Raw genomic sequence first — 24,181 nt, 5'->3', positions numbered from 1 at the left:
GGCGAGCGGTCGCTTAAACATGTAGAATAAATACATGTTCAAGTTTTATCGTGAAAGGAGCAGTACACATGTTGAGCCAGGAAGTCCGCACGCTGGTGAAGTCCACGGCGCCTGTTCTGAAAACCCATGGCGAGGCGCTTACCTGCCATTTCTATGCGCGCATGTTCCAGCACAACCCGGAACTGAAGCAGGTTTTCAACCAGGGCCACCAGGAAGGCGGGCAGCAGCAGCAGGCGTTGGCGGCGGCCGTGGCTGCCTACGCGGAACACATTGACGATCCGTCGGTGCTGGCGCCGGTCATCACGCGCATCGTGCACAAGCATGTCAGCCTGGGCATACGCCCCGAGCACTACGCCATTGTGGGCAAGCACTTGCTGGCGTCCATCCGCGAAGTGCTGGGCGAGGCCGCCACGGACGAACTCGTCGCCGCCTGGGCGGCCGCCTACGGCCAATTGGCCGACCTGCTGATCGCCGAAGAAGCGCGCCTGTATGCGCAGTCGGCCAGCAAAGAGGGCGGCTGGACGGGCTGGCGCGCCTTCCGGGTGGAACGCAAGGTGCCCGAAAGTGCCGAGATCACCTCGTTTTACCTGGCGCCCGCCGACGGCGGCCCGGTGCCCGGATACCTGCCGGGCCAGTACATCTCGCTACGGGTCTATGTGCCCGAACTGGGGTTGATGCAGCCGCGCCAATACAGCCTGTCCGACGCGCCGGGCCAGGGCCGCCTGCGCATCTCCGTCAAGCGCGAAGGCGGCCGGGGCGGGGCGCCCGCCGGCAGCGTATCGAACGTTTTGCATAACCACATCAACGAAGGCGATGTGCTCGACCTGGCGCCGCCGCAGGGCGATTTCACGCTCGACGACCAGCGCGCCGCGCCCGTGGTGCTGCTCAGCGGCGGCGTGGGGCTGACTCCCATGGTGTCGATGCTGAACCACCTGGTGGCGCGCGACGACGGCCGCCAGATCCGTTTCGTGCATGCTTGCCGCGACCGCTCGGTGCATGCCATGAAACAGCACGTCAACGCCGTGGCGCAAGAGCGGCCCAACGTGCGCAAGATCGTTTACTACGAAACGGTGGGCGCCGAAGACCAGCCCGGCATCGATTACGACTATTCCGGCCGGGTCGATCTGCACGCCATACGCGATGTGGCGGTGCTGCCGGACGCCGATTACTACTTGTGCGGGCCGCTGCCGTTCATGGACGAACAGCGCCGCGCGCTGTCTGAACTGGGCGTGCCGCCCCAGCGCATCCATGCCGAAGTATTCGGCACGGGCGGGCCGGGCGCATAGCGGTATAGTCTGGCCCCATGCAACTGACCCGATACACCGACTTCGGCCTGCGCGTACTGATGTACCTGACGCAGGCGGGGGCGCGCGAGACGCCCGTGACGATTCCCGAGATCGCCGAGCGTTTCGCGGTATCGCGCAATCATATGGTCAAGGTGGTGCACTTCCTGGGCCAGCAGGGCTGGGTGGCCACCACGCGGGGCAAGGGCGGCGGCTTGCGGCTGGCCCACCCGCCCACGGCGTACCGCCTGGGCGACCTGGTGCACACACTCGAGCGCCAGGGCCAGCTCATCAACTGCGCGCAGCCCCCTTGCGCGCTCAATGGCATGTGCCGCTTGTCGGGCCTGTTGGCCGACGGCCTGCAGGTCTTTTTCGACACGCTGAACCGGCACACCCTGGCAGATCTGGTGCGCGCGCCCACCGGCGAGGCCATTGTGCAGTTGTACCGGGCGGCCTGAACGGCCTGCCATGGCGGAATTTCCCGCGTTTTTCGCGGAGCAAACCTTAGGTTATGGGTGCCCGCCGCATTGGCATTTGTGCCACGCGCCCCCGCGTCCCACAATGACCTTGGAATGATTGTTCAAGGTTTGCCATGAAAATCTGCGTAATCGGCGCCGGGGTGGTGGGAGTCACCTCGGCCTATTTTCTTGCCCGGCAGGGTCACGAGGTTGTCCTGGTCGACAGCCGCGCCAATCCGGCGACGGTGTCCAGCTATGCCAACGGCGGGCAGCTCAGCTACAGCTATGTGGCGCCACTGGCGGGCCCCGGCGTGTTGCCCAATGTGCCGGCGTGGCTGCTGCGGGCCGATTCGCCGTTGCGCTTCCGGCCGCGCCTGGACCCTCACCAATGGCTGTGGAGCCTGCGCTTCGCGCTGGCGTGCCGCGCGTCGGTGGCGCAGGTTTCCACGGCGCAACTGCAATCGCTGTCGTACCTGAGCCGTGACGTGCTGCACCGGTTGCTGGCCGAAGAAAATCTGGATTTCGGCCACGTGCGCAACGGCAAGCTGATTGCCTACCGCAGCCCTGAACTGCTCGAAAAGGCCCGCAAGCTCGTGGCCTACCAGGCTTCGCTGGGCGCCGAGCAGCGCGTCCTGGATGCGGTAGAAACACTGGAACTCGAACCCGCCCTGGCCGGGCTGGGAGCAAGCCTGGCGGGGGCGGTATATACGCCGAGCGAAGAAGCAGGCGATTGCCGCCAGTTCACCGAAGGCCTGTTCAAGCGCCTGCAGGCGTTGGGCAATGCCGAATGCCGCATGGCCAGCCCCGTGCACCGGTTGCGGCGCGAAGGCCGCAAGATCGTGGCGGTGGAAACCGCAACGGGCGACATAGCCGCCGACGCCGTGGTGCTGGCGGCCGGCATGGGCGCGCGCGCGCTCATCAAGCCGCTGGGCCAGGACTTGCCGCTGTATCCGCTGAAGGGCTATAGCCTGACCGTGCCGCTGGAACCGGGCGACACCACCGCGCTGGCCATCAGCGTCACCGATTACGAGCGGCGCATCGTCTATGCGCGCGTCGGTGGCGTGCTGCGCATCGCCGCGATGGTAGACATAGGCAGTGCCGACGCCGATATCGATCCCGCGCGCATTGCCCTGCTCAAGCGGCAGGTGCACGAGATTTTCCCGAACCTGGACTTGAGCAAGGCCGAAGCGTGGGCCGGCTTGCGTCCGGCCACGCCCACCGGCAAGCCGCAAATCGGCGCCGCGCGGGTGGCCGACAATCTGTGGCTGAACATCGGCCATGGCGCACTGGGCTTTACGCTGGCGTGCGGCAGCGCGGCGCTGCTGACCGCGCAGATGTCGGGGCTGGAACTGCCTATCGATGCGCTGCCGTTTCGGCCGTAGGCGGGCGGCTTGCTGTAGATGCTTTGAGTTCTTGAGTCGCCTTGCCGTGCGCGTCCACGGGTTGCCACGAAGGGGCGATACAACGGGAACGCTGACGCTTCGTTGAATCCAGGCATAGTCCTGTCCGGTTTGCGCGGGCGGGCGGTGCGTTGGGCGGCGGGGCAGCCGGCGCAGCCGGCCGAGGGTGCCTGTATGCACCCGAGCCCGACGCACGTGCACCGCCCGCCCGCGCAAACCGGGCAGGACGGCCCAAGAAAACGCACCCCCCGGCAACCATCCACTTCATCGCCCTGAAAATTTCCCGCGCCCGGAAAGAATCCCAAAGACCGGATCAATGAAAATTCCGGCTCCGCGCCTGCAGATTTCCCAGCAACCCCGATAAATCCACCAGCCGCCGTGCGATCAGGTGCCGCACGCCGCCGACGTTCTGCCACACTCCGTACACCCCAAGCAGCGTCGCCCCCAGCAATTCGCGGCGCTGGCGCTCGATAAGCTCCGTGCGCACCACCACATTGACGGGCCCGGTTTCGTCTTCCAGCGTCACGAAAATCGTTCCCTTGGCCGTCTGAGGCCGCTGGCGCACCGTAACCAGCCCGCAGGCCCGCGCCAGGCGCCGGTCGGGATAGGTATTGAGCACCTCGGCGGGCTCGAATCGCAACGCTCCCAGACGAGACCGCAGCAACGCCAGCGGATGGCTGCGCAGCGTCAGGCGCAGGCTGCGATAGTCAGCCGAAACCGATTGCCCCTCGGTAGGGTCGGGCAACACGGGCGCATCGGTATCGGCGCTATCCGCATCGCGCAGCAAATCGCGATGGGCCACGCTGGCGCTGGCTTCCCAACTGGCCAGGCGGCGGTGGCCGGCCAGGCTGTTCAACGCATCGGCCGCGGCCAGCGCATCCAGATCACGCCGCGTCAGCGCCGCGCGGCGGCCCAGGTCGCGCGTGTCCGAAAACGGCGCTTGCGCGCGCGCCTGCTCAATACGCCGTGCGGCGGCTTCCGCAAGCCCCTGCACCTGGTTCAGGCCCAGGCGCACAGCCGGACGGCCTGGCGCGTCGGGCAGGCCTTCCAGGCCGGCTTCCCAGCCGCTGGATGAGACGTCTGCGGGCAGCACGGTGACGCCGTGCCGGCGGGCATCCTGCACCAGTTGCGCGGGCGCATAAAACCCCATGGGCTGCGAATTGAGCAAGGCGGCCAGGAACGCCTCCGGCTCGTGACACTTGAGCCAGGAGCTCGCGTAGGCCAGCAGGGCGAAACTGGCCGCGTGGCTTTCGGGGAAACCATATTCGCCGAACCCTTCGATCTGGCGGATGATGGCCTCGGCGAATGCCATGCTGTAGCCGTTCTTGAGCAAACCCTGCACCAGCTTCTTGTTGAAGCGGTCGATGCCGCCCTTGCGTTTCCAGGCTGCCATCGAACGCCGCAGTTCGTCGGCTTCGCCTGGAGTGAAATCGGCCGCCACCATGGCGATCTGCATGACCTGTTCCTGGAAGATCGGTACGCCCAGCGTGCGCGACAGCACGGTTTCCACGGCCTTGCTGGGATAGGTCACGCGTTCCTGCTTCTGGCGCCGGCGCAAGTACGGATGCACCATGCCGCCCTGTATCGGCCCCGGCCGCACGATGGCCACCTGCACCACCAGGTCGTAGTATTCGCGCGGCTGCAGGCGCGGCAGCATGCTCATTTGCGCACGCGATTCGATCTGGAAAACGCCCACGGTGTCGGCGGCGCAGATCATGTCGTAGGTGGCCGGGTCGTCTTGCGGAATATCCTGCAGCGCCAGGGGCTGGCCGCGCCGCCGGGCGGCCAGGTCCAGGGCGCGATGCAGGACAGACAGCATGCCCAGCGCCAGGATGTCGACCTTGAGCAGGCCCAGGGCGTCGAGGTCGTCCTTGTCCCATTGCACGACGCTGCGGTCGGGCATGGCGGCGTTTTCGATGGGCACCAGGCGGGCCAGGTTGTCGCGCGCGATGACAAAGCCACCGGGGTGCTGCGACAGGTGGCGGGGAAAGCCCATCAGCGTCTCGGCCAGCGCGGCCCAATGCCGCGCCTCGCGCGATGCCGGATCCAGCCCGCAATTGCCCAGCGTGTTCAGCATGGCATGCTTGCCGTCCCACCATTGGTGCGCGCGCGCCACCGCGTCGATGATGCCTGGGTCGATGCCCAGCGCGCGGCCGGTATCGCGCAGCACGCTGCGCGGGCGGTATGAAATCACCACGCCCGTCAGCGCGGCGCGGTGCCGCCCGTATTTTGTGTAGATGTATTGAATGACTTCTTCGCGCCGCTGGTGTTCGAAGTCCACATCGATATCAGGCGGCTCGTTGCGTTCTTTGCTGATGAAGCGTTCGAACAGCGCCTGGCTTTTGTCTGGCGGCACCGCGGTAATGTCCAGGCAATAGCACACCGCCGAATTGGCGGCCGAGCCGCGCCCCTGGCACAGGATGTTGTTGCGACGCGCATATTGCACGATGTCGTACACCGTGAGGAAGTAGGGTTCGTACTTCAGTTCGGAAATCAAGGCCAGTTCTTTTTCGACCAGCGCCACCACGGTGGCGGGAACCTCGCCCGGGTAGCGGCGGCGCATGCCCGCATAGACTTCCTGGCGCAGATAGCTTGCGGGCGTGGCGCCGGGGGGCACGATTTCATCGGGATATTCGTAACGCAGCTGATCAAGCGAAAAGGCGCAGCGTTGCGCGATGGCCAGGGTCTGGGCCAGGGTTTCGGGCGGGTACAGCGACGCGAGCCGCAGGCGGGTGCGCAAGTGCTGTTCGGCGTTGGCCTGCAGGCTGTAGCCGCATTGCGCCACGCTGCGCCGGGTGCGTATGGCTGCCAGGGTATCGTGCAGCGGCTTGCGTGAGCGCAGGTGCATCTGCACGCAACCCACGGCCACCACCGGCAGCCCGCTGGCCTGTGCGGCGTGCTGCACGGCCGCGCGATGCAGGTCGTCGCGGGCGTGGTGCAGCAGGGTCAGGCCCACCCACGCGCGGCCGGCGAAATGCCGCGCCACCCAGCAGGCCTGCGCGGCCAGGGTGTCGGCATCGATGCCGGCCGGCGGCGCCAGGATGGCCAGGCAATCGGGCATGCCGCGCAGGTGTGCGTGGGCGGGCGCGGGTGCGGCGATGTCATCGGCATACAGGCGGTATTCGCCCTTGGGCGCGCGCGAGCGCGCCCAGGTGATCAGTTCGGACAGGTTGCCGTAGCCTTCACGGTTCTGCGCCAGCAGTACCAGCGTCAATGGCGGCGTATCGGGGCCTTGCTGCAAGACCAGGGTGCTGCCGATGATGAGCGACAGGTTGCATGCCTTGGCCGCCACGTGCGCCCGCACCACGCCCGCCAGCGAGCACTCGTCGGTGATGGCCAGCGCGGCGTAGCCCAGCTGCGCGGCCTGTTCCACCAGCTCGCCGGGATGCGAGGCGCCTTGCAGGAAAGAAAAATTCGACAGGCACTGCAATTCGGCATAGGCCGGCAGCAGGCCGGGCAAGGCAGACTGCATCATGCGTAGCGTCCGTGCAGAAACCAGCGCGCGTGCTCGGTATCGCGCTCGCGGTAGATCCAGTAGCGCACTGTGGCGGCATCTTCGGCCACGAAGTAGTCGCGCACCGTCAGGGGCGCGTCCCACCAGCCGCTTTCGATGCGCTCGGGGCCGCGCACCAGTCGCAAGGCCTGTCCGGCATAAACGGGACGATGTCCCGCTTCTGTCAGTTGCAGGGGCGGATCAAGCAGCCAGAAGGGCCGGTCCAGCGGCCCGGGATGGGCGGCCATGCCGGCCGGGCCGTCTTGCGCGGCTTGCCAGCCGTTGGCGACTTCAGGGCGATGATCGGCCACGGGCTGGGCATGCAATACCCGATGGCGGCCCAGCCGGGCGCTGAGCAGGTCGATCAGCCGGGCATGTTCGGCGGGAGTGCCGCCGGGTTCGGGAAACAGGCAGGCGCTGGCGGCGGGCTGTTCCACGGTGTCGGTCACGCTGAGCACCAGGGCGATGACCGGGGCCTGGAGTTGCAGGCGGTCGAGTTTTTCGCGCAGCAGATCCAGCAGGTGCGACTGTTGCCATGCCGGCTGGGCCAGGCTCAGGGGCAATTCGGTAGGGGCCCGGGCGTGCCGGCCGCGTTCGTGTTCGAGGATCAGGTTCAGGTGCTGCACGGCGCGCCGCCGTGCAGCCAGCCAGCCGCACAGGGGTTCGAGCAGGCGGCGCGTCCAGGCCAGCAGGGCGTCGGCGTGCTGGAGATAATCGGGCAGTTCCAGCCGTTGCCGGAAGCGCGCGGGCGGCTGGATCCAGGCGTGGCATTCGGGTTGCGTGCCGTAGGCGGCATCGAGCTCTTGGGTGAGCGTGGTACCGCAGCGCCGCTGCAGACCGGCGCGGGGCAGGCGGCGCAAGGCGCCCAGCGTATGGCAGCCCAGGTCGCCCAGCCATTCCAGGCGGGGCCTGGCGCCCGGCAGCAGGGCGCAGGGCAGGGCATCGAGGCGCCGCGCCAGGGTTGCCGCCTGCAATGCCCGGCGCGGTGTGCGGGCCGCCGCGTGGTGTGCCAGCAGCCAGGCGCCCTGGGCGGTAGGGGCCATGCCCAGCCGGGCATGCAGGCTCATGGCGCGCAAGGTGGCGGCCACGCGCCGGTGCAGGGCGCGCGGCCCGCCGAAATACGTCAGGCTGGCGCCCACTTGCAGCAACACGGTATCCGGGCCGGCCAGGGCGATGTCGGGCGTGTACTGCAGCAGGGCCAGCGAGGCTTCGTGCAGCAGCGTGTTTTCGGCAGGCGCATCGCGATCCAGCAGCGGAATATCGGGCGCCATGGCGGCCGCGCCCGCGCGGCGCATGCCGGCCCGCAACCCGGCGGCGGCCGCTGCCGGCGTCAGGGCGGCGATGCGTTCGTGGTCCAGCACCGCAAACGCCGCATCAGGAGACCACTGAGGGCGTGCGGCGTCCAGCGGCAGGCAGCGCAGGAAGACGGCGATCCAGAGGGGCATGGCGAGTGGGGGCGTAAGCCGGCGCCGAAGCGGGCTCGAAAACGATATGCAGGGGTTCGGCGCAGGCCGGCCCGCGCCGCTTCAGGATATGAACCGACAGCCCGCCGGGGGCGGGGGCCAGGGCCAGGCGCAGCGGCGCAGGCGAAGCCTGCTGGGCCGCCGTAGCCGGACGCAGGATGAAGCACAGCGTGTCGTGGCCCTGGGCCGCCAGGTGCAGCCGGCGCAATGCCTCGGGCCGCGCCCGGGGCAGCCAGCACATCAAGGCCCCGCAAGTGCCGTGTTTCAGGATTTGCTCGGCAGCCCACAGGGCGTCGGCAGGACGTTCGGGCGCCACCCAGAGCAGTTGCCGGGGATCCAGCCGCCAGCCTTGCCAGCAGGCCAGATGCGGGACATGAGGAGGCTGCACCAGCGCGATGACATGGCGGCGGTCGAGTTGGGCCAGCGCCGGCTGCAACAGGCGGATTTCGCCAATGCCGGGATGGGGGGCCAGCAGTTCGACCAGCGCGCCCTGCGGCCACCCGCCCGCGGGCAACTGCGCAGACAGTGCGGCATGGCCGGTGGGCACGCCGCGGGCGGCGCTGCGCGCCAATTGCGTGGCGCGCCACAGGGCGGGGTGGATGTGTTCGGGCTGCATGGCAAAAACGTATTTACTGTACAAATATACAGTATTTGTCCGAGGAAGTGGGCTGGCCTATTCGCGCCGCATCACCGTCGTGCCCCCAGGTCTACAATGATCCAACGCCACATCCACAGCCGCGCCCCGTTCCTCTCATGTCCCACGCCGACGCCTACGAATCCCTGCCTGCCGCCGATATCAGGCAGTTGTTCATCCTGCTGCACGGCGTGGGGGGCACGCCCCAGGACATGCAGCCGCTGGCGCAGGCCCTGCGCGGGGCGTTCCCGCAGGCCGCGATCCTGGTCCCGGCCGGCTTCGAACCCTATGACGGCGCCGCTGCCGGCCGGCAGTGGTTCTCGGTCAGCGGCGTCACCGACGACAACCGCCCCGAACGCGTGGCCCGTGCCATGCCGGCCCTGGTCGATTACGTTCGCGGGGCGCAGGCGCGGTTCGGCCTGCTGCAATCCGACACCGCACTGGCGGGGTTTTCACAAGGCGCGATCATGGCGCTCGAAGCCGTGCAGGCCCACGATGGGTTGGCCGGGCGCGTGTTGGCGTTTTCCGGCCGGTATGCCCAGCTGCCCAAGGCAGCGCCGCAATACACCACCATCCACCTGCTGCATGGCGCCGATGATCCGGTGATGGCCGTGGGGCATACGCAGGCCGCGCAGGCGCGGCTGCAGGCGCTGCATGGCGATGCCACGATAGACGTTGCCAGCCGCGTCGGCCACTCGTTGCATCCGGCCCTGGTGCAACGGGCCATTGAACGCCTGCAAACCTGTGTGCCGCTGCGCAGCTGGGAAGCGGCCCTGGGTCTGTCCCAGACACCGCCCCAGGGCACGACCCTGCATTAGCTTGTTCCCGCCTTCCGGCCGCCGCGGCTTCAGGCCTGGCCGCTGGCGATGATGACCAGCGCACGGGCGGTCTTGCGGCCCTCGGCGCTCAGGCTGTGGGGCAGGTATCCCGGAAAGCGCACGCTGTCGTCGCGTTCGAGCACGACGGTATGTTCGCCGAAATGCACCCGCACCCGGCCTTCCAGCACGAAGATCAGTTCGTCTCCGTTGTGGCGCGCCACGCTCTGTTGGCCATGCGTGCCTACCTGCACCACCATTACCGACAGACCGCTGTTGGGCGCGCCCATCGTAATGGCTTCGTAGGCGTGCTCGCCCGGATCGCCGGGCGCCGTCGCCACCCTGTGCCGTTCGTCGGCGCGCACGACGTGGATTTCATCCTGCGGATCGGTTTCGCCCAGCAGCGCCGACAGCGACGTACCCAGGACCACCGCCACGGTGTGCAACGACCCCACCGACGCGAATTTCTCGCCGCGCTCCAGGCGCGACAGGAAGCCTTTGTCGAGCTGGGTCAGTTCGGACAACCCCGCCAGTGTCAACTTGCGCTGGCGGCGCATCGCCCGTATCCGCAATCCCACCTGCTGGGCATCGGGGGCGGTGGCGGCGGCGAGTGTGCGGCGTTTCGGCGGCATGGATGAAGGGCAGTCAGGACGGCGAAGGCTGCATGATGCCACTTTTGTGATTGTGTGGCAGGGGCGCCCTGCGGGTTTCCCCTTGTTGAGGAATCAGGCAATTGTTTGTACGTTAGACAACAAGTTGCCTAAAAGGCAACCACAAAAACTACATCAGGCAGGCCTTCGCGCCAGCCGGCATTTACCAGGATGATGATTGATGTCTGATTACGCTTCCCAAGACAAGGACGCGCTGCGCCGCCGTGTCGATCGCGAGATCGAAGAACGCGCGACCCAGCAGGCCGACTGGACCTCCGCCCAGAAAATGGCGCTGGCCTGCCGCATGCTGGCCGCGCAAGGCCATTGGCACGGTGGCTTGGCCGGCCAGATCACCGCGCGCGGCGACCAGCCGGGCACCATCTGGACCTTGCCGTTCGGCCTGGGCGCCGACGAGGCCCGCGCCAGCGAGTTGATCCTCATCGATGAAGACATCAACCCGCTGGACGGCAAGTCGCTGCCCAACCCCGCCAACCGCTTTCACGCGTGGATCTACCGGCACCGGCCCGACGTGCAGTGCATTGTGCATACGCATCCACCCGCGGTGTCTGCGCTGTCGATGGTGGGCGAGCCGCTGGTGGTAGCGCACATGGACGCCACGCCTTTCTTCGATGATTGCGCCTACCTGGCCGAATGGCCGGGCCTGCCCATCGGTGACGACGAGGGCCAGATCATTTCGACCGCGTTGGGCGACAAGCGCGCCATTCTGCTGGCCAACCACGGCATGCTGACCGCCGGCAAGTCAATCGAAGAGGCCACGGTGATGGCCTTGTGGCTGGAGCAAGTGGCGGCGTTGCAATTGCGGGCCCGCGCAATAGGGCCGGTCAAGCCGGTGCCCGCCGAACGCGCTCGCGAGGCCCATGATTTCCTGGTCAAGCCCAAGATCCTGGGCCTGACGTTCGCCTATTTCGCCCGCCGCGCCCTGCGCGAGGCGCCCGATTGCATCGATTAAGGAATCCGTGCCATGCAACGACGTCGTTTTCTGACTCTCGCCGGCGCCGGTGGCGCCGCGCTGGCTGCGCCGGCAGTGGCGCAGGATGCGCCCGTGATCCAGTGGCGCATGCCCAGCAGCTTTCCGCGATCGCTCGATACCGTGTGGGGAGCGGCGGAGTTCCTGTGCGCGCGCGTGGCTGCGCTGACCGATGGCAAGTTCAGCATCCGGCCGTTTTCGGCGGGAGAACTGGTGCCGCCGCTGCAGGTGCTGGATGCGGTGCAGAATGGCACCACCGAATGCGGCCACACGGCGGGTTTTTATTACGTGGGCAAAGAGCCTGCGCTGGTGTTCGACACGGGCGTGCCGTTCGGGTTGACCCCGCGTCAGCACAATGCGTGGCTGCTGTATGGCGGCGGCGCGCAGTTGATCGATGAGCTGTATGCCGGCTTCAACGCCCTGGCGATTCCGTGCGGCAACACGGGCGCGCAGATGGGCGGCTGGTTCCGCAAGGAAATCAACACTCCCGCCGATTTCAAGGGCTTGCGAATCCGTACGCCCGGGCTGCTCAGCATGGTGTACCAGAAGCTGGGCGCCATTCCACAGCAGGTGGCCGGCAGCGATATCTACCCCGCCCTGGAGAAAGGCGCGCTCGATGCCGTGGAATTCGTGGGCCCCTACGATGACGAGAAGCTGGGCTTTGCCAAGGTGGCCCAGTATTACTACGGCCCCGGCGTCATGGAGCTGGGCGCCAATCTGTGCGTCACCGTCAACCGCGACAGCTGGGCCAGGCTCCCGCCCCGCTACCAGGAGGCCCTGCGTGCGGCCAGCGCACTCGCGGCCGATGACCTCCTCGCCAAATACGACGCCAACAATATCGGGGCGCTCAAGCGCCTGGTGGGGCAGGGCGTCAAGCTGAAGTCGTGGCCGCCCGAGGTCATGCACGCCATGCAGCGCGCCACGCGCGAGGTGCTGGAGGAATACGCCGGCAAGAATCCTGCCTTTGCGAAAGTGCTGGCTTCGTGGCGAGCCTTCCGCAATGACCAGCTGCTGTGGGCCAGCGTCAACGACGGCGCCGCCGAGAACTACCTGATGGCGACCCGCCAGCAGGGCCTATAGCGAGCAGGTCGCCTGGCCGCTAGCCCGTGCAGTCGGCCCAGCAGTTGGGGGTCTCGTACAGGCGTACGCGCGCCAGGCGCAGTTGCGCGCCATAGTGGCTGTGATAGTGCGGCGCCAGGGTGGCGAAAACCACCTGCGCCAGGTTTTCGGCCGTGGGTATGCAGTCGAGCACCACGGTCTTGTGGCCGGGCAGGCTGTCGAGAAACTCGCGCACCGCCGTGTCGCCGCGATAGACCAGGAACGCGTGGTCCCAGGGGTCGACGATATGACGCTTGGCGATGGCCTTGATTTCCGAGAAATCCATCAGCATGCCGTTGTCGGACTGGCCGGGCGCATCGACCACGTCGCCCTGCAACGTGATTTCAAGAACATAGCGATGCCCGTGCAGGTTTCGGCACTGGCTGCGATGGTCGGGAATGCGGTGGCCGGCGTCGAATTCGAGTTTGCGGGTCACCGAGATCATGCGTGGCTCCGCCAGGCACGTGAACAGTTCATGGAATGCCTATGTATTTGTGGGTTTGCAGGCTGAGCCGCCATTGAGGGTGCTGCAGGCAATACTGCACCGCCTGCTCGGTGTGGGCCGCGCGCCGGGGGCCATCCATGGGCTGCAGGAAAAAATGCTGGAAGTCCAGGTGCGCAAACGCTTCGGGCCGCGCGTCGGGTTGCGGATAGACCAGCTTGAGCTCGTGCCCGCGTTCGATCACCACTTCCGCGCTGCCCTTGGGGCTGACACAGATCCAGTCGACGCCGTCGGGCGCGGGCAGCGTGCCGTTGGTTTCAATGGCCACGGTAAAGCCGCGGGCGTGCACTTCGTGCAGCAAGGGGGCGTCGAGCTGCAGCAGGGGTTCGCCGCCCGTGAACACCACGTAGCGGTCGCGCGTATCCGGCCCCCATGCCGCGGCGATTGCGTCGGCCAGCAGGGCCGCGCTGGCGAACTTGCCGCCGCCCGGGCCGTCGGTGCCCACGAAGTCGGTGTCGCAGAACGTGCAGGCCGCCGCCGCACGGTCGGATTCGCGCCCCGACCACAGGTTGCAGCCGGCAAAGCGGCAGAATACTGCGGCGCGGCCTGCCTGGGCGCCTTCGCCCTGCAGTGTCTTGAAGATTTCTTTGGTGGAGTATGTCATGCCATGCAGGCGGCACATGGCCGGCCCTGTCCAAACCGCCATTTTAGCGGCACGGCGCCAGTCGCGGCGGCGGGCTGGCTGGCGTAGACTGACGGCCTGCCATGTACCACGTTCAAGATGACCTGTACCTGGACGAACGCGATATCGAGTTCGGCATGATCCGCGCGCAGGGCGCCGGCGGCCAGAACGTCAACAAGGTATCCAGCGCCGTCCATCTGCGCTTCGATGTGCGCGCATCCGGCCTGCCGGCGCACATCAAGGAAGCGCTGTGCGCGCTGCCCGACCGCCGGGTGTCCGGCGAAGGCGTCATCGTGATCAAGGCGCAGAGCTCCCGCAGCCAGGAAAAGAACCGCGCCGAGGCGCTCGAGCGGCTGGCCGATATGGTGCGGCTGGCCGCCCGGCCGGCCAAGCCGCGCCATCCCACCCGGCCCACGCGCGCCTCGCAGCGCCGCCGGGTGCAGCGCAAAGTGCTGCGCGGCGAGATCAAGCGCCTGCGGGGCAAGATCAGCGATGACTGAAGCGCGGCCCCATTTGCCCAATCACGACACCCACACATGAAAGCGCCCCCTCGCCACGCCTATCTTTGCCTGCTGGCCACGCTGTACGCGATATGGTGGCTGATACTGGCCATTGATCCGCATGACCGTCCGGCATGGCTGCTGGAAAACGCGCTGGTGCTGCTGTTTGGGGCGGCGCTGGTGTTCACGCGGCGCTGGTTCGCGTTTTCGCGCGTGTCGTACACCTTGATCTTCCTGTTCATGTGCCTGCATGCCGTCGGCTCGCACTACACCTATTCGCTGGTGCCCTACGACGACTGGTGGCGCGCCCTGACCGGGCACAGCCTGAACGAGGCGCTTGGCTGGCAGCGCAACCATTTCGACCGCCTGGTGCACTTTTCGTATGGCCTGCTGTTTGCCTATCCCATCCGCGAAATCTTCCTGCGCGTGGTCGAGGTGCGGGGCTTCTGGGGGTACCTGCTGCCGCTGGACGTGGCGCTGTCTACCTCGGCGCTTTATGAACTGGTCGAATGGGGCGCCGCCGTGATGTTCGGCGGCGACCTGGGAACAGCCTATCTGGGTACCCAGGGCGATATCTGGGACGCCCAGAAAGACATGGCCCTGGCCGCCGCAGGCGCCTGCATTGCGATGCTGGTGACCGCGTTGGCTAACTGGCGCGCGCATCGCGACCTGGCGCGCGAATGGGCCGACAGCCTCAAGCCGGCAGCGCGCCAGTCCGCACGCGGCGCATAGCGACCTGCGGTGCGCCGCGTGGGGCGCCGGGCGCCGGCCGACGCTTTGCGTCCCGGCCTGCCGGGTCAGGCATTCCAGGTGAATGTGGCCCGCGCCGTGCCGCTCTGCGGCACGGAGATCTGCCGGGTTTTTTCATCGTCCTTGAAGCTGGCCGATACGTGGTAGCGCCCGGCCGGCAGCTTCACCAGCAGATAGGGGCCGTTGGCAGTGGTATCGAGCACCGTGGCGCCTTGCGCGTCGGTGATCTTGACCCGCACGTCGGCCAGGTAGGCGCCGCCTTGCGACGACGCGAATGTCAGTGCCAGCGGATACTGGCTGCTGGCGGCCTTGATGGCCTCGGACTCGTCATAACCGAATCCCCCGGTCAGATATTGCACCTGGCCTTGCTGCTGCACCGGCGGCAGGACGCCGGCGGTTTGCGCGCCGGCCGATCCGGCGGCCAGTGCCAGGCACCCGGCCGCCAGCGCGGCGGCCAGGCGCGAAGGAGTATGGCGTGGGTTCATGGGCATTCTCCGATAGGAAAGGCCCGGCGCCAGCCGCGGCCGGGCTCGCGGGCGCCCGGCCCGCCGGGCGTAACCATTTAGATGATATTGCGGGCGGCGAGTTCGTCACGCCACAGGTTGCAACCGGTGTTTCCGCAAGTGTCCCGTTTCCGGGCGGTTTACGGCGCGTGTGACCGGCGCGTCACGGGGCGGCGCGCCACGCGAACAACAGGTCGCTGTCGCCCTGCGGCTGGCCATCGGGGCCGTAGCGGCGCTCGTGCAGCTCGCCGCGCCCGCCGGCGTGCAGCGCCAGCACCGTGGATCCGCGCGTGCCGTAATCGGGGCTGATGATGAACGGGCTGCTCAGCAGCCGCTCGCGCGCCAGGCCGATGCCGGTGTCGGGCAGGCTGGCGTCGTCGGCCGGCGTGTCGTCGCGCAAGGCGTCGTACAACGCCGCGAGATCGGGTTGCGGCGTGGCGCGCAGTACACGCCGGAAGGCGGCCTTGACGCGCGCCAGCTTGGGCCACGGGGTGTCGAGCAGGTGGTTGGATACGGCGTAGATGCCGGGCGTCAACTGGCGTGGCGCGCCATTGCGGTTGCTGACATACCAGCAGACGGCCGCATCGCCCACGATCAGGTTGAATCCGTTGTACCGGCCGCCGCGCTCGTGCACCGCGGCGGCGTAGTCGGCGGGCGAAGCCTCGCCGCGCAGATAGTCTTCGACCAGCGCGCCGCGCGTCGGCGCGTCGGGCAACACGTTGGCGGGGTCGCGGAAGTTGGTGACGAGCGCATAGCGTCCGCGCTCATTCGCGGCCATCCATGCGCCGCCGGCTCGCAGGTCGCGCCCGCCATAGATGACGGGGCGGGCCGGCCAGGCGGCCGCGGGCTGGGTGGGGCGCGCATGGAATTCATCGCGATTGGCGGCGATCAAGACCGGGATGCCGGTGACGGCATGCAGGGCCAGCACGGCCAGACACATAACACGTTTCCTGTCGGGTGCCCGCCTGCGTTGCGGCTGGCGCCGCGGCGCGGCGTGATTCAGTTGGCCGGGCCGGCATACGCGGGAGCACATTCATGGCAATTGGACGACGAAGCGTCCGGATGCGGGGATGATACGCTTTCTGCCTCGTTCCACCACCCGCCGCCCAGGGCCTGCAGCAATGCGGCGGTGTCTGCGTAGCGGTCGGCCTGGGCCTGCACGCGCGCCGCTCGCGTGCGCCATTGCTCGCGCCGGGCGTCCAGCAACGCCAGCTGACTGACGCCCCCCGCCTGGTAAAGCCGCTCGGTAATGCGATATGCCTGCTCGGCCTGTTGGTCGGCTTCGGTGGCCGCCTGCAGGGTCGCGGCATCCGCATGCACCGCGCGCAAGGCATCGGCCACTTGCTGGAAGCCCTGCAGCACGGTGTCGCGATAAGCCGCCGCAGCGCCCTGCAAAGCCGCCTCGGCCGCGCGCTGGCGGGCCAGCAATTCGCCGCCGCGAAACAGCGGCTGGGTCAGCCCCAATGCCAGGTTCCAGACATTGACACCGTCGGCCATGTCGCCGGCCCGGGTGCGTTGTGATCCGAAACTGCCTGTCAGCGTAAAACGGGGGTAGCGGTTTGCCGCGGCCACGCCCGCGTCGGCGGTGGCGCGCCGCCACAGGGATTCCGCCGCGAGGATGTCCGGCCGCTGCCGCACCAGTTGCGACGGTACGCCCAGCGGCACGTCCAGCGGCAGTTGCAGGTCGGCCAGCGACAACGCCGGCAGCGCAGCCTGCGACGGCAACCGCCCCAGGTACACCGCGAGCTGGTGGCGCGCGCGATCCAGCTCTTGTTCCAGGGGCGGCAGCTCGGCGCGCGCCTGCGCCACCAGCGATTCCTGGCGCCGCACATCCAGGGCCGACACGCCGCCTGCATGGTGGCGCTGGCGCAGGATGGCCAGCTGGCGTGTCTGCGCGGCCAGTAATTCGCGATGGGCGTCCAGGCACTCCTGCAGGCCGGCCTGGCGGATCGCGGTTGTCACCACGTTGCCGGCGAGCATCATGCGGGCCGCCTGCAACTCGTATTGCTGGTGGTCGGCCTGCGCCTGCAGCCCTTCTATCGCGCTACGTTCGGCGCCGAACACATCCAGCGTGTACGACACTTCGATAGACGCGTTGTACAGCGTGAAGGGGGGTGGCAGTTCGGTGACGGGAATGCCATAGGCCGAGGGGTCGACTTTCTGGCGCGCGCCTGACGCTTCCGCGTCAACTGAAGGCAGGGTGCGCGCGCCGGCTTGCGCGCGCAGTTCTTCCTGCGCCTGCAACAGGCGTGCGCGCGCCTGTTGCAGTGTGGGGCTGTGTTCCAGGGCCTGGCGCACCAGCTGGTCCAGGGCGGGCGAGCGGAACAGCGTCCACCATTGAGCCGGGATGTCCGTGCCCGCATGCAGGCGTTGTGCGGGAACCGACTCGTTGCCGGATGTCGACGCCGCGGCGGGCGCGGCCGCGTAGCGCTGTACGTCCGGCGGGGCCGGACGCTCGAAATCGGGGCCGACGGCGCAGCCGGACAGGGCCGCAGCCAGGATGCCGCCGGCCCAGGCCACGCCGGGCCGCCGCATCAATCGCGAAACGAGAAGATAAGGGCTCATGCGTCAATCCAGGGTGCGGCGATAGAACTTCACCGCCAGTGCCATGACCAGGACCGTGAACAGCAGCAGCGGCCATACATGCGGCCACAGGTCGGCCCAGCCGCTGCCCTTGAGCAGGATGCCGCGGATCAGCCGGTTGAAGTATGTCAGCGGCAGCAGGTTGCCCACGTGCTGCGCCCAGATGGGCATGCCGTGAAACGGAAACATGAACCCCGACAGCAGGATGTTGGGCAGGAAATAGAACGTGGTCAGCTGCATGGCCTGCAGCTGGTTCTGCGCCAGCGAAGACAGGGTGATGCCCACGGTCAGGTTGGCCGCCACGAACAGCGAGGCCGCCAGGTATGCCGCCACCAGGCTGCCCATGAAGGGCACGTGGAACACGTAGCGGGCGGCCAGCAGGATGATGGTGGCCTGCGCAAGCCCGATGAAAATGTAGGGCACGATCTTGCCGGTCATGACTTCCAGCGGATGCACCGGCGTGGCCAGCAGGTTTTCCATGGTGCCGCGTTCGCGTTCGCGGGTCATGGCCAGGCCCGTCATCATCACCAGCGTCATGCTCAATATCACGCCCATCAGGCCGGGCACGGTGTTGTATTGGGCGATCTGCTCTTCGTTGTACAGGCGGTGCACGCGCACGTCGAATGGCGGCTCGCCGCCGGCCAGGTGCGCCAGCGGGCCGGTAAGGTCTTTGCGCGCCACGGCCTGGCTCAGCTGCGTGGCCGCGGCCACCGCCATGCCCGTGGCGGTAGGGTCGGTTGCGTCGGCCTCGATCAGCAGCGCGGGCCGTTCGCCGCGCAGCAGGCTGCGCGTGAAATCGGGCGGAATGGTCAGCACGAACAGGACACGCCCCTGCGCCAGCGCTGCGCGGCCCGCCTCTTCGTTGGGCAGTTCTTCGACGATATTGAAGTAGTCCGACGCCTTCATGGCCGACACGAAGGTGCGGGTGAACTCGCTGTGGTCGGATGCGATGACCGCCGTGGGCATCTGCTTGGGGTCCGTGTTGATGGCATATCCGAACAGGGCCAGTTCCATGATGGGTATGCCCACGATCATGCCGAAGGTAAGGCGGTCGCGGCGCAGCTGCAGGAATTCCTTGAGCACCATGCTCCACCACCGCAGCCACGAAAACCGCCGCTCGCGCGCGCTCATGGCCGCCCGCCGTAGTTGTCGGTGGAGCGGTTCATCAGGTAGATGAACACGTCTTCCAGGCTGGTGTCGACGGGCTCGGCGCGCAGGTCGCTGCCCTGGATGGCCGCGCGCACGGTGCGTTCAAGCGTGTCGTGGTCGGCGCCGCTGACGTGCAGCGCCGCGCCGAAGGCAACGGTCTGGTCCACGCCGGGGCTGCTGCGCAGGCGCTGGCCCAGCGAAACCAGATCCTGCCCGTGGATGGCCCAGGTCGCCAATCCCTGTTCGGCGGTGACGCTGGCGGCCGTGCCCTGGGTCAGCAGCCGGCCATAGGCCAGGTACGCCAGCTTATGGCAGCGTTCGGCTTCGTCCATGTAGTGCGTGCTGACCAGCACGGAAATGCCGCGCGCGGCCAGCATGTGGAGCTCTTCCCAGAAGTCGCGGCGCGCCGTGGGGTCGACCCCCGCGGTGGGTTCGTCCAGCAGCAGGAGCCGGGGCTCGTGCAGCAGGCAGGCCGCCAGGGCCAGGCGCTGCTTCCATCCGCCCGACAGTGCGCCGGTAAGCTGGTTGGCGCGGCTCTGCAGGCCCAGGTTTTCGAGCGCCTGGTCGACGGCGTCGCGGCGGTTGGGCATTTCGTACATGCGCGCGACGAAGTCGAGGTTCTCGCGTATGGTCAGGTCTTCCCAGTACGAGAACTTCTGCGTCATGTATCCCACGTGGCGCTTGATGTCGGCGCTTTGGGTCAGGATGTCGTAGCCCAGGCAGGTGCCGCTGCCCGAATCGGGCGTAAGCAGGCCGCACATGAGCCGTATGCAGGTTGTCTTGCCGCTGCCGTTCGGGCCCAGGAACCCGAAGATCTCGCCCCGGCGCACCTGCAGCGACACGTCGTTGACCACTTGCTTGTCGCCGAACCGCTTGCTCAGGCCCTGCACATCGATCACCAGTTCGCTGTCGGCAGTTGCGCTCATTGCAGCGTGACCTCCACGGGCTGGCCCGGATGCAGGCGCGCCGCGGCCTGCGGTTCGGGGTGCGCTTCGATCATGTAGACGAGTTTGCCGCGGCTGTCGCGGCTGTAGATCACCGGCGGGGTGTATTCGGCTTGCTGCGACACGTAAGTGATGGCCGCGGGTATCGCCTGGCCGCAACCGTCGCAATGCACGTCCACGCGCTGGCCGATGCGCAGCGCGCCCAGCGCCGCTTCGGGCACGAAGAACCGCAGTTTGATGTTGTCCGGCGGCAGCAGGCGCACCACGGGGTTGCCGGCCGCCACCCATTCTCCGGGGCGGAACATGGTGTCGTACACGCGTGCGGCCTGGGCGGCGGCAACCTGCTTTTGCGCCAGGGCCCATTCAGCCTGGGCCAGCGCGGCGCTTGCCGCCTCGACCTGGGCGTCCTGCGCCTTCAATTGTTCGCGCCGGCCCGGCAGTTCCGCGACCTGCAGCTGCGCGCGCAATTCGCGCGCGCGGGCGGCGCTGGCTTGCGCCTGGGCGCGGCTGTCATCGAGCTGGGCTTGCGCGATGCCGCCGGCCGCGAATTGGGCGCGATCGCGCTTGTACTGCGCCGCGGCGCGGCCGGCTTCGGCGTCGGCCTGCGCGAGCTGCGCGCGCACGACCTCGACTTCCTGAGGGCGCTTGCCGCTGTCCAGGTCCAGGCGCCGCGCCCGCGCGGCGTCCAGCCGGGCGCGTGCTTCGCGCCGCGCCTGGGCTTCCGGCGTGGCGTCCAGCGAAAAAAGCGGGGCCCCGGCGGCAACCTCGTCGCCTCGCGCAACGTGCAATGCCTGCAAGCGCCCGGGGCGCTCGGGCGCCATGTAGACGAATTCGCCTTCCACGTAACCTTGATAGAAGGCCTGGCGGTTGTCATCGCAGGCGGCCAGCAGCAGGGGCAGGCAGGCAGCGGCCAGAACGTGGCGCAGCCGCAGATTACGGCGATTCGCGAGCGGGCGCGATCGGGCGGGCATATCAGGCTCCAGGATGAGAGGCGGCGGAGGGTGGCGCGGCAGAAGCCGTGAACAGTCCTCCGGACAACAAGGCGAGCGCGTGGGCAATAATCGTGCCGGCATCGGGCGCGGCGTTGTCCGCGTCTTTCCACAGGCGCTGCGACAACGCGGCCGTGGCCATGGGCAGCATCGTGATGCCCAGAATCGACAAAAACACCAGGCGCGGCTCGATCCCCGGGTTCACGATGCCGGCCGCCTGCCCGGCGCGGATAGCGTGGGCGAACCCGTGCAGGCGGTCGACAGGCAAACGGCTGAATACTCTTTCCCGCAGCATGCCGCCTTCGTTGACGACTTCGCGCATCCACAGCGGGGGCAGCCACGGGCGTTCGCTGGCGCATTGCACGATGCGCGTCACGATCTGGGTGGCCATGGCGCGCAGATCGGGGGCGGCGCTTTGCGCGGCGGCGGCGGGGGCCCACACATAAGCGATGAGGGGCCCCAGGCGTTCGGCCACCACGACGTCGAGCAGTTGATCCCGGTTCTTGAAGTAGTAATGCACCATGGCTGGAGTGACGCCTGCGTGCACCGCGATGTGGGCAAGCGTGGTGCCGGCCACCCCTTTCGAGGCGAACAGCGTCGTGGCGGCATCGAGCAAGGCGTCGCGGCCATCGGCGCGCCGCGGACGGCCGGGCTTGCGAGGTGGGGAGCGGGTGGCATCGGTCATGGCGGCATTTTAATTAACTAATTAGTTAATTAAAAGAGGCAGGCATACGAGGCCGGGCACGAACCGCTCGATGGCGGCAGGAAGAGGCCCAGGCAGCGGTGCTGCGCTGGGCCGCAGCGTCAGTCCAGGCGGTAATGCGCCGCGGTGCGCGCGAAGTCTTCGACCGTGCCGCGTTGCCAGGCCGCGTCGTGGCCCAATTCTTCGGCCAGGATGCGGGCGACTTCGGGGGCGGCCAGCATGGCGGCCTGGCTGTCCAGGAACAATGCCCGATTGCGCCGCGCCAGCACGTCTTCGGCGCTGCGCGCAAGCTCGTGCCGCGCGGCGAACCGCACGTGCGCTTCGGTCAGGCCGCTGGCCTTGACCAGCACATGATCCAGGCCCGGCAGCGCGCGTAGCGCCGGCAGGTCGGTGCCGTAGTAGCTGTCGGGCGTGCCGTAGTGCACGCCATCGGGCAGCGCGCCGGCGCCGTGCAGCGGCAATTCGGCGGTGCGGCAGAACGCCTGGGGCAGCAACTGGTGCTGGATGGCGGTGTCGATCACATCCTGCGCCATCTTGCGATAGGTGGTCCATTTGCCGCCGGTTACCGTCACCAGGCCGGCGCGCGACACCACGATGGTGTGCTCGCGCGACAGGCTCTTGGTAGAGGCTTCTCCGGTGGCTTTCACCAGCGGACGCAGGCCGGCCCAGACGCTGGTGACGTCGGCGCGGGTGGGCTGCCGGCTCAGGTAGCGGGCGGCCGTCTGCAGGATAAAGGTGATTTCGTCGTCCCTGGCCGGCGGTTCCAGCGGCAGGTCGTCGCGCGGCGCATCGGTGGTGCCGACAATGGTGTGACCGTTCCAGGGCACCACGAACAGCACCCGGCCGTCGTCGGTCTTGGGAATGAGAACGGCCTTGTCGCCCGGCAGGAAGTCGCGCGGCAGTGTCAGGTGCACGCCCTGGCTGGGCGCCACCATGGTTTGCGCCTGCGGGTCGTCCATGCGGCGCACGCTGTCGACCCACACCCCGGTGGCGTTGATCACGCAGCGGGCGCGCAGCGTGTATTGCGTATCGCCCAGCACGTCCTGCACGACCACTCCGTCGATGGCGCCCTGCCGGTTGCGCGTCAGGCCGCCGGCCCGCACGTAGTTGATGGCGGTGCCGCCCAGGTCGAACAGCGTACGCATCAGGGCCATGGCCAGCCGCGCATCGTCGAACTGGCCGTCGTAATACAGCACGCCGCCGCGCAGCCTGCGCCCGCCCACGGATTGCGCCACGGTGGACGCCTGGGTCAGGGTTTCGGTGCGCGACAGCCAGCGGCTGGGCGACAGGTTCAGCCTGCCGGCCAGCATGTCATACATTTTCAGGCCGGCGCCGTAGAACGGCTGGTCGAACAGGCCGTAGGCGGGCACCACGAAGCCCAGCGGCCACACCAGGTGGGGGGCGTTGCGGTTGAGCAGGCCGCGCTCGTGCAGGGCCTCGCGCACCAGGCTGATATTGCCCTGGGCCAGGTAACGCACGCCGCCGTGCACGAGCTTAGTGGCCTTGCTGGATGTGCCTTTGGCGAAGTCGGCCGCTTCGATCAGCAATGTGCGGTATCCGCGCGCTGCGGCGTCCACGGCGGTGCCCAGCCCGGTGGCACCGCCGCCGATCACGATGACGTCCCAGGCGGCCGGGTCGTTCAAGGTTTCGAGCAGGGCGGGGCGGCTCGGCATGGGCTGGGAAGCAGGGGTGGGATTCATAAGGGAAAGACGGTCGGCATATGGCGTGGATAAAGGTTCAAGAGCCGGGGTGCGCGGTCATGGCGGGCAGGGCGTCGGCTTGGTCGCCGGCGGCGGCGATTTCGCAGCGCACGCCGGCTTCCTGCAATGCCTGGGCAAGGGGTTCTTGCGGCCATGCGTCGGTAAAGAAGCGGTCGATCTGCGAAATGTGCGCCAGTTCGACCATGGCCTGTCTCTGGAACTTGCTGCTGTCGGCGGCCAGCCAGACTTCGCGGGACTGTTCGATGATGCAGCGCGCCACGCGCACTTCGCGGAAGTCGTAGTCGCGCAGCGTGCCGTCGGCTTCGATGCCCGAAATGCCGATCAGGCCGATGTCGACCTTGAACTGGCGGATGAAGTCGATGGTGGCTTCGCCCACGATGCCGCGGTCGCGCGGCCGCACGACGCCGCCGGCGATAATGACTTCGCAGTCGGGGTTGTCCGACAGGATGTCCGCCACGTGCAGGTTGTTGGTAATGACCCGCAGGCCGCGGTGGTGCAGCAGGGCGCGCGCAATGGCTTCGGTGGTGGTGCCGATGTTCAGGATCAGCGAACAGCCGTCGGGCACGGCTTGCGCGACGGCATCTGCGATACGCTGCTTGGCGTCGGCGTGCAGGCCTTGCCGCTTGCGGTATGCGATGTTCTCGATGGTGGAGGCCTCGATGCGCACACCGCCGTGAAAGCGCGACAGCAGCCCGGCCTCGGCCAACAGGTTGACGTCGCGCCGCACCGTTTGCAGCGTGACGCCGAAGTGGCGGGCCAGGGCTTCGATGGTGGCGGACCCCTGGGAGCGGACCAGCTCCACCAGGGCGCTTTGGCGCGGGTTCAGTGTCATATTCGAATCATAAAGCAACAAAAGCGAAAAATAATGACGCGCTGCAAGATTGTTTTTCGTTCGCTTGTTGGGTAAAACGCAAAAAAGCAAAAAAACAACGA

At 67.7% G+C, this 24,181-nt stretch carries 23 protein-coding genes; 8 read left to right on the top strand and 15 right to left on the bottom strand.

The genetic code is table 11. The annotated features are described in order from the left end of the window. Positions 1-68: 68 nt before the first annotated feature. From hmpA to CAL19_RS09235, 3 genes are all read left to right on the top strand, one after another. Entirely contained in the window at positions 69-1,286 is a 1,218-nt protein-coding gene (gene hmpA / locus CAL19_RS09245) for an NO-inducible flavohemoprotein (protein ID WP_026637957.1), read from the top strand. A gap of 17 nt (positions 1,287-1,303) precedes the next feature. Further along, positions 1,304-1,741: an Rrf2 family transcriptional regulator gene (locus tag CAL19_RS09240; RefSeq protein ID WP_026637956.1), complete on the top strand. Its 438-nt coding sequence runs from the start codon at positions 1,304-1,306 to the stop codon at positions 1,739-1,741. 134 nt (positions 1,742-1,875) lie between these two features. Beyond that, positions 1,876-3,123: a D-amino acid dehydrogenase gene (locus CAL19_RS09235; RefSeq protein WP_094796623.1), complete on the top strand. Its 1,248-nt coding sequence runs from the start codon at positions 1,876-1,878 to the stop codon at positions 3,121-3,123. A gap of 331 nt (positions 3,124-3,454) precedes the next feature. Here the strand turns inward: CAL19_RS09235 and CAL19_RS09230 are convergent, their stop codons facing one another. The 3 genes from CAL19_RS09230 to imuA are packed head-to-tail and all read right to left on the bottom strand — an operon-like array spanning position 3,455 to position 8,713. Then, positions 3,455-6,616 (bottom strand): error-prone DNA polymerase, encoded by a 3,162-nt coding sequence (locus CAL19_RS09230; RefSeq protein ID WP_283162338.1) that lies wholly within the window; start codon positions 6,614-6,616, stop codon positions 3,455-3,457. Beyond that, the gene (locus CAL19_RS09225) at positions 6,613-8,079 is read right to left on the bottom strand and encodes a Y-family DNA polymerase (protein ID WP_094796622.1); all 1,467 of its coding nucleotides are present in this window, start codon (positions 8,077-8,079) and stop codon (positions 6,613-6,615) included. The genes CAL19_RS09230 and CAL19_RS09225 overlap by 4 nt, the downstream gene beginning before the upstream one ends. Further along, on the bottom strand, positions 8,009-8,713 hold the full coding sequence (imuA, locus tag CAL19_RS09220; protein ID WP_094796621.1) for a translesion DNA synthesis-associated protein ImuA: 705 nt from the start codon (positions 8,711-8,713) through the stop codon (positions 8,009-8,011). Before imuA ends, CAL19_RS09225 begins: the two co-directional genes overlap by 71 nt. Positions 8,714-8,850: 137 nt before the next feature. On the opposite strand from imuA, the gene ypfH reads away from it, so the two are divergent. Then, entirely contained in the window at positions 8,851-9,549 is a 699-nt protein-coding gene (ypfH, locus tag CAL19_RS09215; RefSeq protein WP_094796620.1) for an esterase, read from the top strand. A gap of 29 nt (positions 9,550-9,578) precedes the next feature. On the opposite strand, the gene CAL19_RS09210 is transcribed toward ypfH, so the two are convergent. Beyond that, positions 9,579-10,178 (bottom strand): helix-turn-helix domain-containing protein, encoded by a 600-nt coding sequence (locus CAL19_RS09210; RefSeq protein WP_094796619.1) that lies wholly within the window; start codon positions 10,176-10,178, stop codon positions 9,579-9,581. A 199-nt stretch (positions 10,179-10,377) separates the two neighbouring features. Between CAL19_RS09210 and CAL19_RS09205 the strand changes: the two genes are divergently transcribed. Then, a complete protein-coding gene (locus CAL19_RS09205) occupies positions 10,378-11,166 on the top strand; it encodes an aldolase (protein ID WP_026637950.1) in 789 nt (262 codons plus the stop codon). Positions 11,167-11,178: 12 nt separating this feature from the next. Continuing rightward, positions 11,179-12,264, top strand: coding sequence for a TRAP transporter substrate-binding protein (locus CAL19_RS09200; protein WP_094796618.1), 1,086 nt, complete (start codon positions 11,179-11,181; stop codon positions 12,262-12,264). A gap of 19 nt (positions 12,265-12,283) precedes the next feature. Here CAL19_RS09200 and queD read toward each other — a convergent pair whose 3' ends face one another. Together queD and queE are read right to left on the bottom strand one after the other, a co-directional pair. Next, positions 12,284-12,727, bottom strand: coding sequence for a 6-carboxytetrahydropterin synthase QueD (gene queD, locus CAL19_RS09195; RefSeq protein WP_026637948.1), 444 nt, complete (start codon positions 12,725-12,727; stop codon positions 12,284-12,286). A 28-nt stretch (positions 12,728-12,755) separates the two neighbouring features. After that, complete coding sequence (queE, locus tag CAL19_RS09190) at positions 12,756-13,388, bottom strand: 7-carboxy-7-deazaguanine synthase (protein WP_026637947.1); 633 nt, start codon at positions 13,386-13,388, stop codon at positions 12,756-12,758. Positions 13,389-13,489: 101 nt separating this feature from the next. Between queE and arfB the strand changes: the two genes are divergently transcribed. Beyond that, on the top strand, positions 13,490-13,906 hold the full coding sequence (gene arfB / locus CAL19_RS09185) for an alternative ribosome rescue aminoacyl-tRNA hydrolase ArfB (RefSeq protein ID WP_026637946.1): 417 nt from the start codon (positions 13,490-13,492) through the stop codon (positions 13,904-13,906). 36 nt (positions 13,907-13,942) lie between these two features. Beyond that, positions 13,943-14,638, top strand: a complete 696-nt coding sequence (locus CAL19_RS09180) for a DUF2238 domain-containing protein (RefSeq protein ID WP_094796617.1) — start codon at positions 13,943-13,945, stop codon at positions 14,636-14,638. A 65-nt stretch (positions 14,639-14,703) separates the two neighbouring features. Here CAL19_RS09180 and CAL19_RS09175 read toward each other — a convergent pair whose 3' ends face one another. The 9 genes from CAL19_RS09175 to CAL19_RS09135 form a co-directional block, all read right to left on the bottom strand. After that, positions 14,704-15,141 (bottom strand): carboxypeptidase-like regulatory domain-containing protein, encoded by a 438-nt coding sequence (locus CAL19_RS09175; protein WP_094796616.1) that lies wholly within the window; start codon positions 15,139-15,141, stop codon positions 14,704-14,706. Positions 15,142-15,322: 181 nt separating this feature from the next. Then, positions 15,323-16,099 (bottom strand): NRDE family protein, encoded by a 777-nt coding sequence (locus CAL19_RS09170; protein ID WP_026637943.1) that lies wholly within the window; start codon positions 16,097-16,099, stop codon positions 15,323-15,325. A 59-nt stretch (positions 16,100-16,158) separates the two neighbouring features. Continuing rightward, positions 16,159-17,694 (bottom strand): efflux transporter outer membrane subunit, encoded by a 1,536-nt coding sequence (locus CAL19_RS09165; RefSeq protein ID WP_094796615.1) that lies wholly within the window; start codon positions 17,692-17,694, stop codon positions 16,159-16,161. A 33-nt stretch (positions 17,695-17,727) separates the two neighbouring features. Beyond that, positions 17,728-18,873, bottom strand: coding sequence for an ABC transporter permease (locus tag CAL19_RS09160; RefSeq protein WP_026637942.1), 1,146 nt, complete (start codon positions 18,871-18,873; stop codon positions 17,728-17,730). Then, positions 18,870-19,817 (bottom strand): ABC transporter ATP-binding protein, encoded by a 948-nt coding sequence (locus CAL19_RS09155; RefSeq protein ID WP_026637941.1) that lies wholly within the window; start codon positions 19,815-19,817, stop codon positions 18,870-18,872. Before CAL19_RS09155 ends, CAL19_RS09160 begins: the two co-directional genes overlap by 4 nt. After that, on the bottom strand, positions 19,814-20,806 hold the full coding sequence (locus CAL19_RS09150) for an HlyD family secretion protein (protein ID WP_094796614.1): 993 nt from the start codon (positions 20,804-20,806) through the stop codon (positions 19,814-19,816). The genes CAL19_RS09155 and CAL19_RS09150 overlap by 4 nt, the downstream gene beginning before the upstream one ends. Position 20,807: 1 nt before the next feature. Then, positions 20,808-21,509, bottom strand: coding sequence for a TetR/AcrR family transcriptional regulator (locus CAL19_RS09145; RefSeq protein ID WP_094796613.1), 702 nt, complete (start codon positions 21,507-21,509; stop codon positions 20,808-20,810). A 119-nt stretch (positions 21,510-21,628) separates the two neighbouring features. Then, the gene (locus CAL19_RS09140; RefSeq protein ID WP_094796612.1) at positions 21,629-23,227 is read right to left on the bottom strand and encodes a glycerol-3-phosphate dehydrogenase/oxidase; all 1,599 of its coding nucleotides are present in this window, start codon (positions 23,225-23,227) and stop codon (positions 21,629-21,631) included. A 37-nt stretch (positions 23,228-23,264) separates the two neighbouring features. Further along, complete coding sequence (locus CAL19_RS09135) at positions 23,265-24,080, bottom strand: DeoR/GlpR family DNA-binding transcription regulator (RefSeq protein WP_170941512.1); 816 nt, start codon at positions 24,078-24,080, stop codon at positions 23,265-23,267. Between the last annotated feature and the right edge of the window lie 101 nt (positions 24,081-24,181).

The organism is Bordetella genomosp. 7, from assembly GCF_002261265.1.
Lineage (GTDB): Bacteria > Pseudomonadota > Gammaproteobacteria > Burkholderiales > Burkholderiaceae_B > Bordetella_A.
Note: the sequence above shows the minus strand (reverse complement) of the source record. Positions and strands in the feature narration are given on the sequence as shown.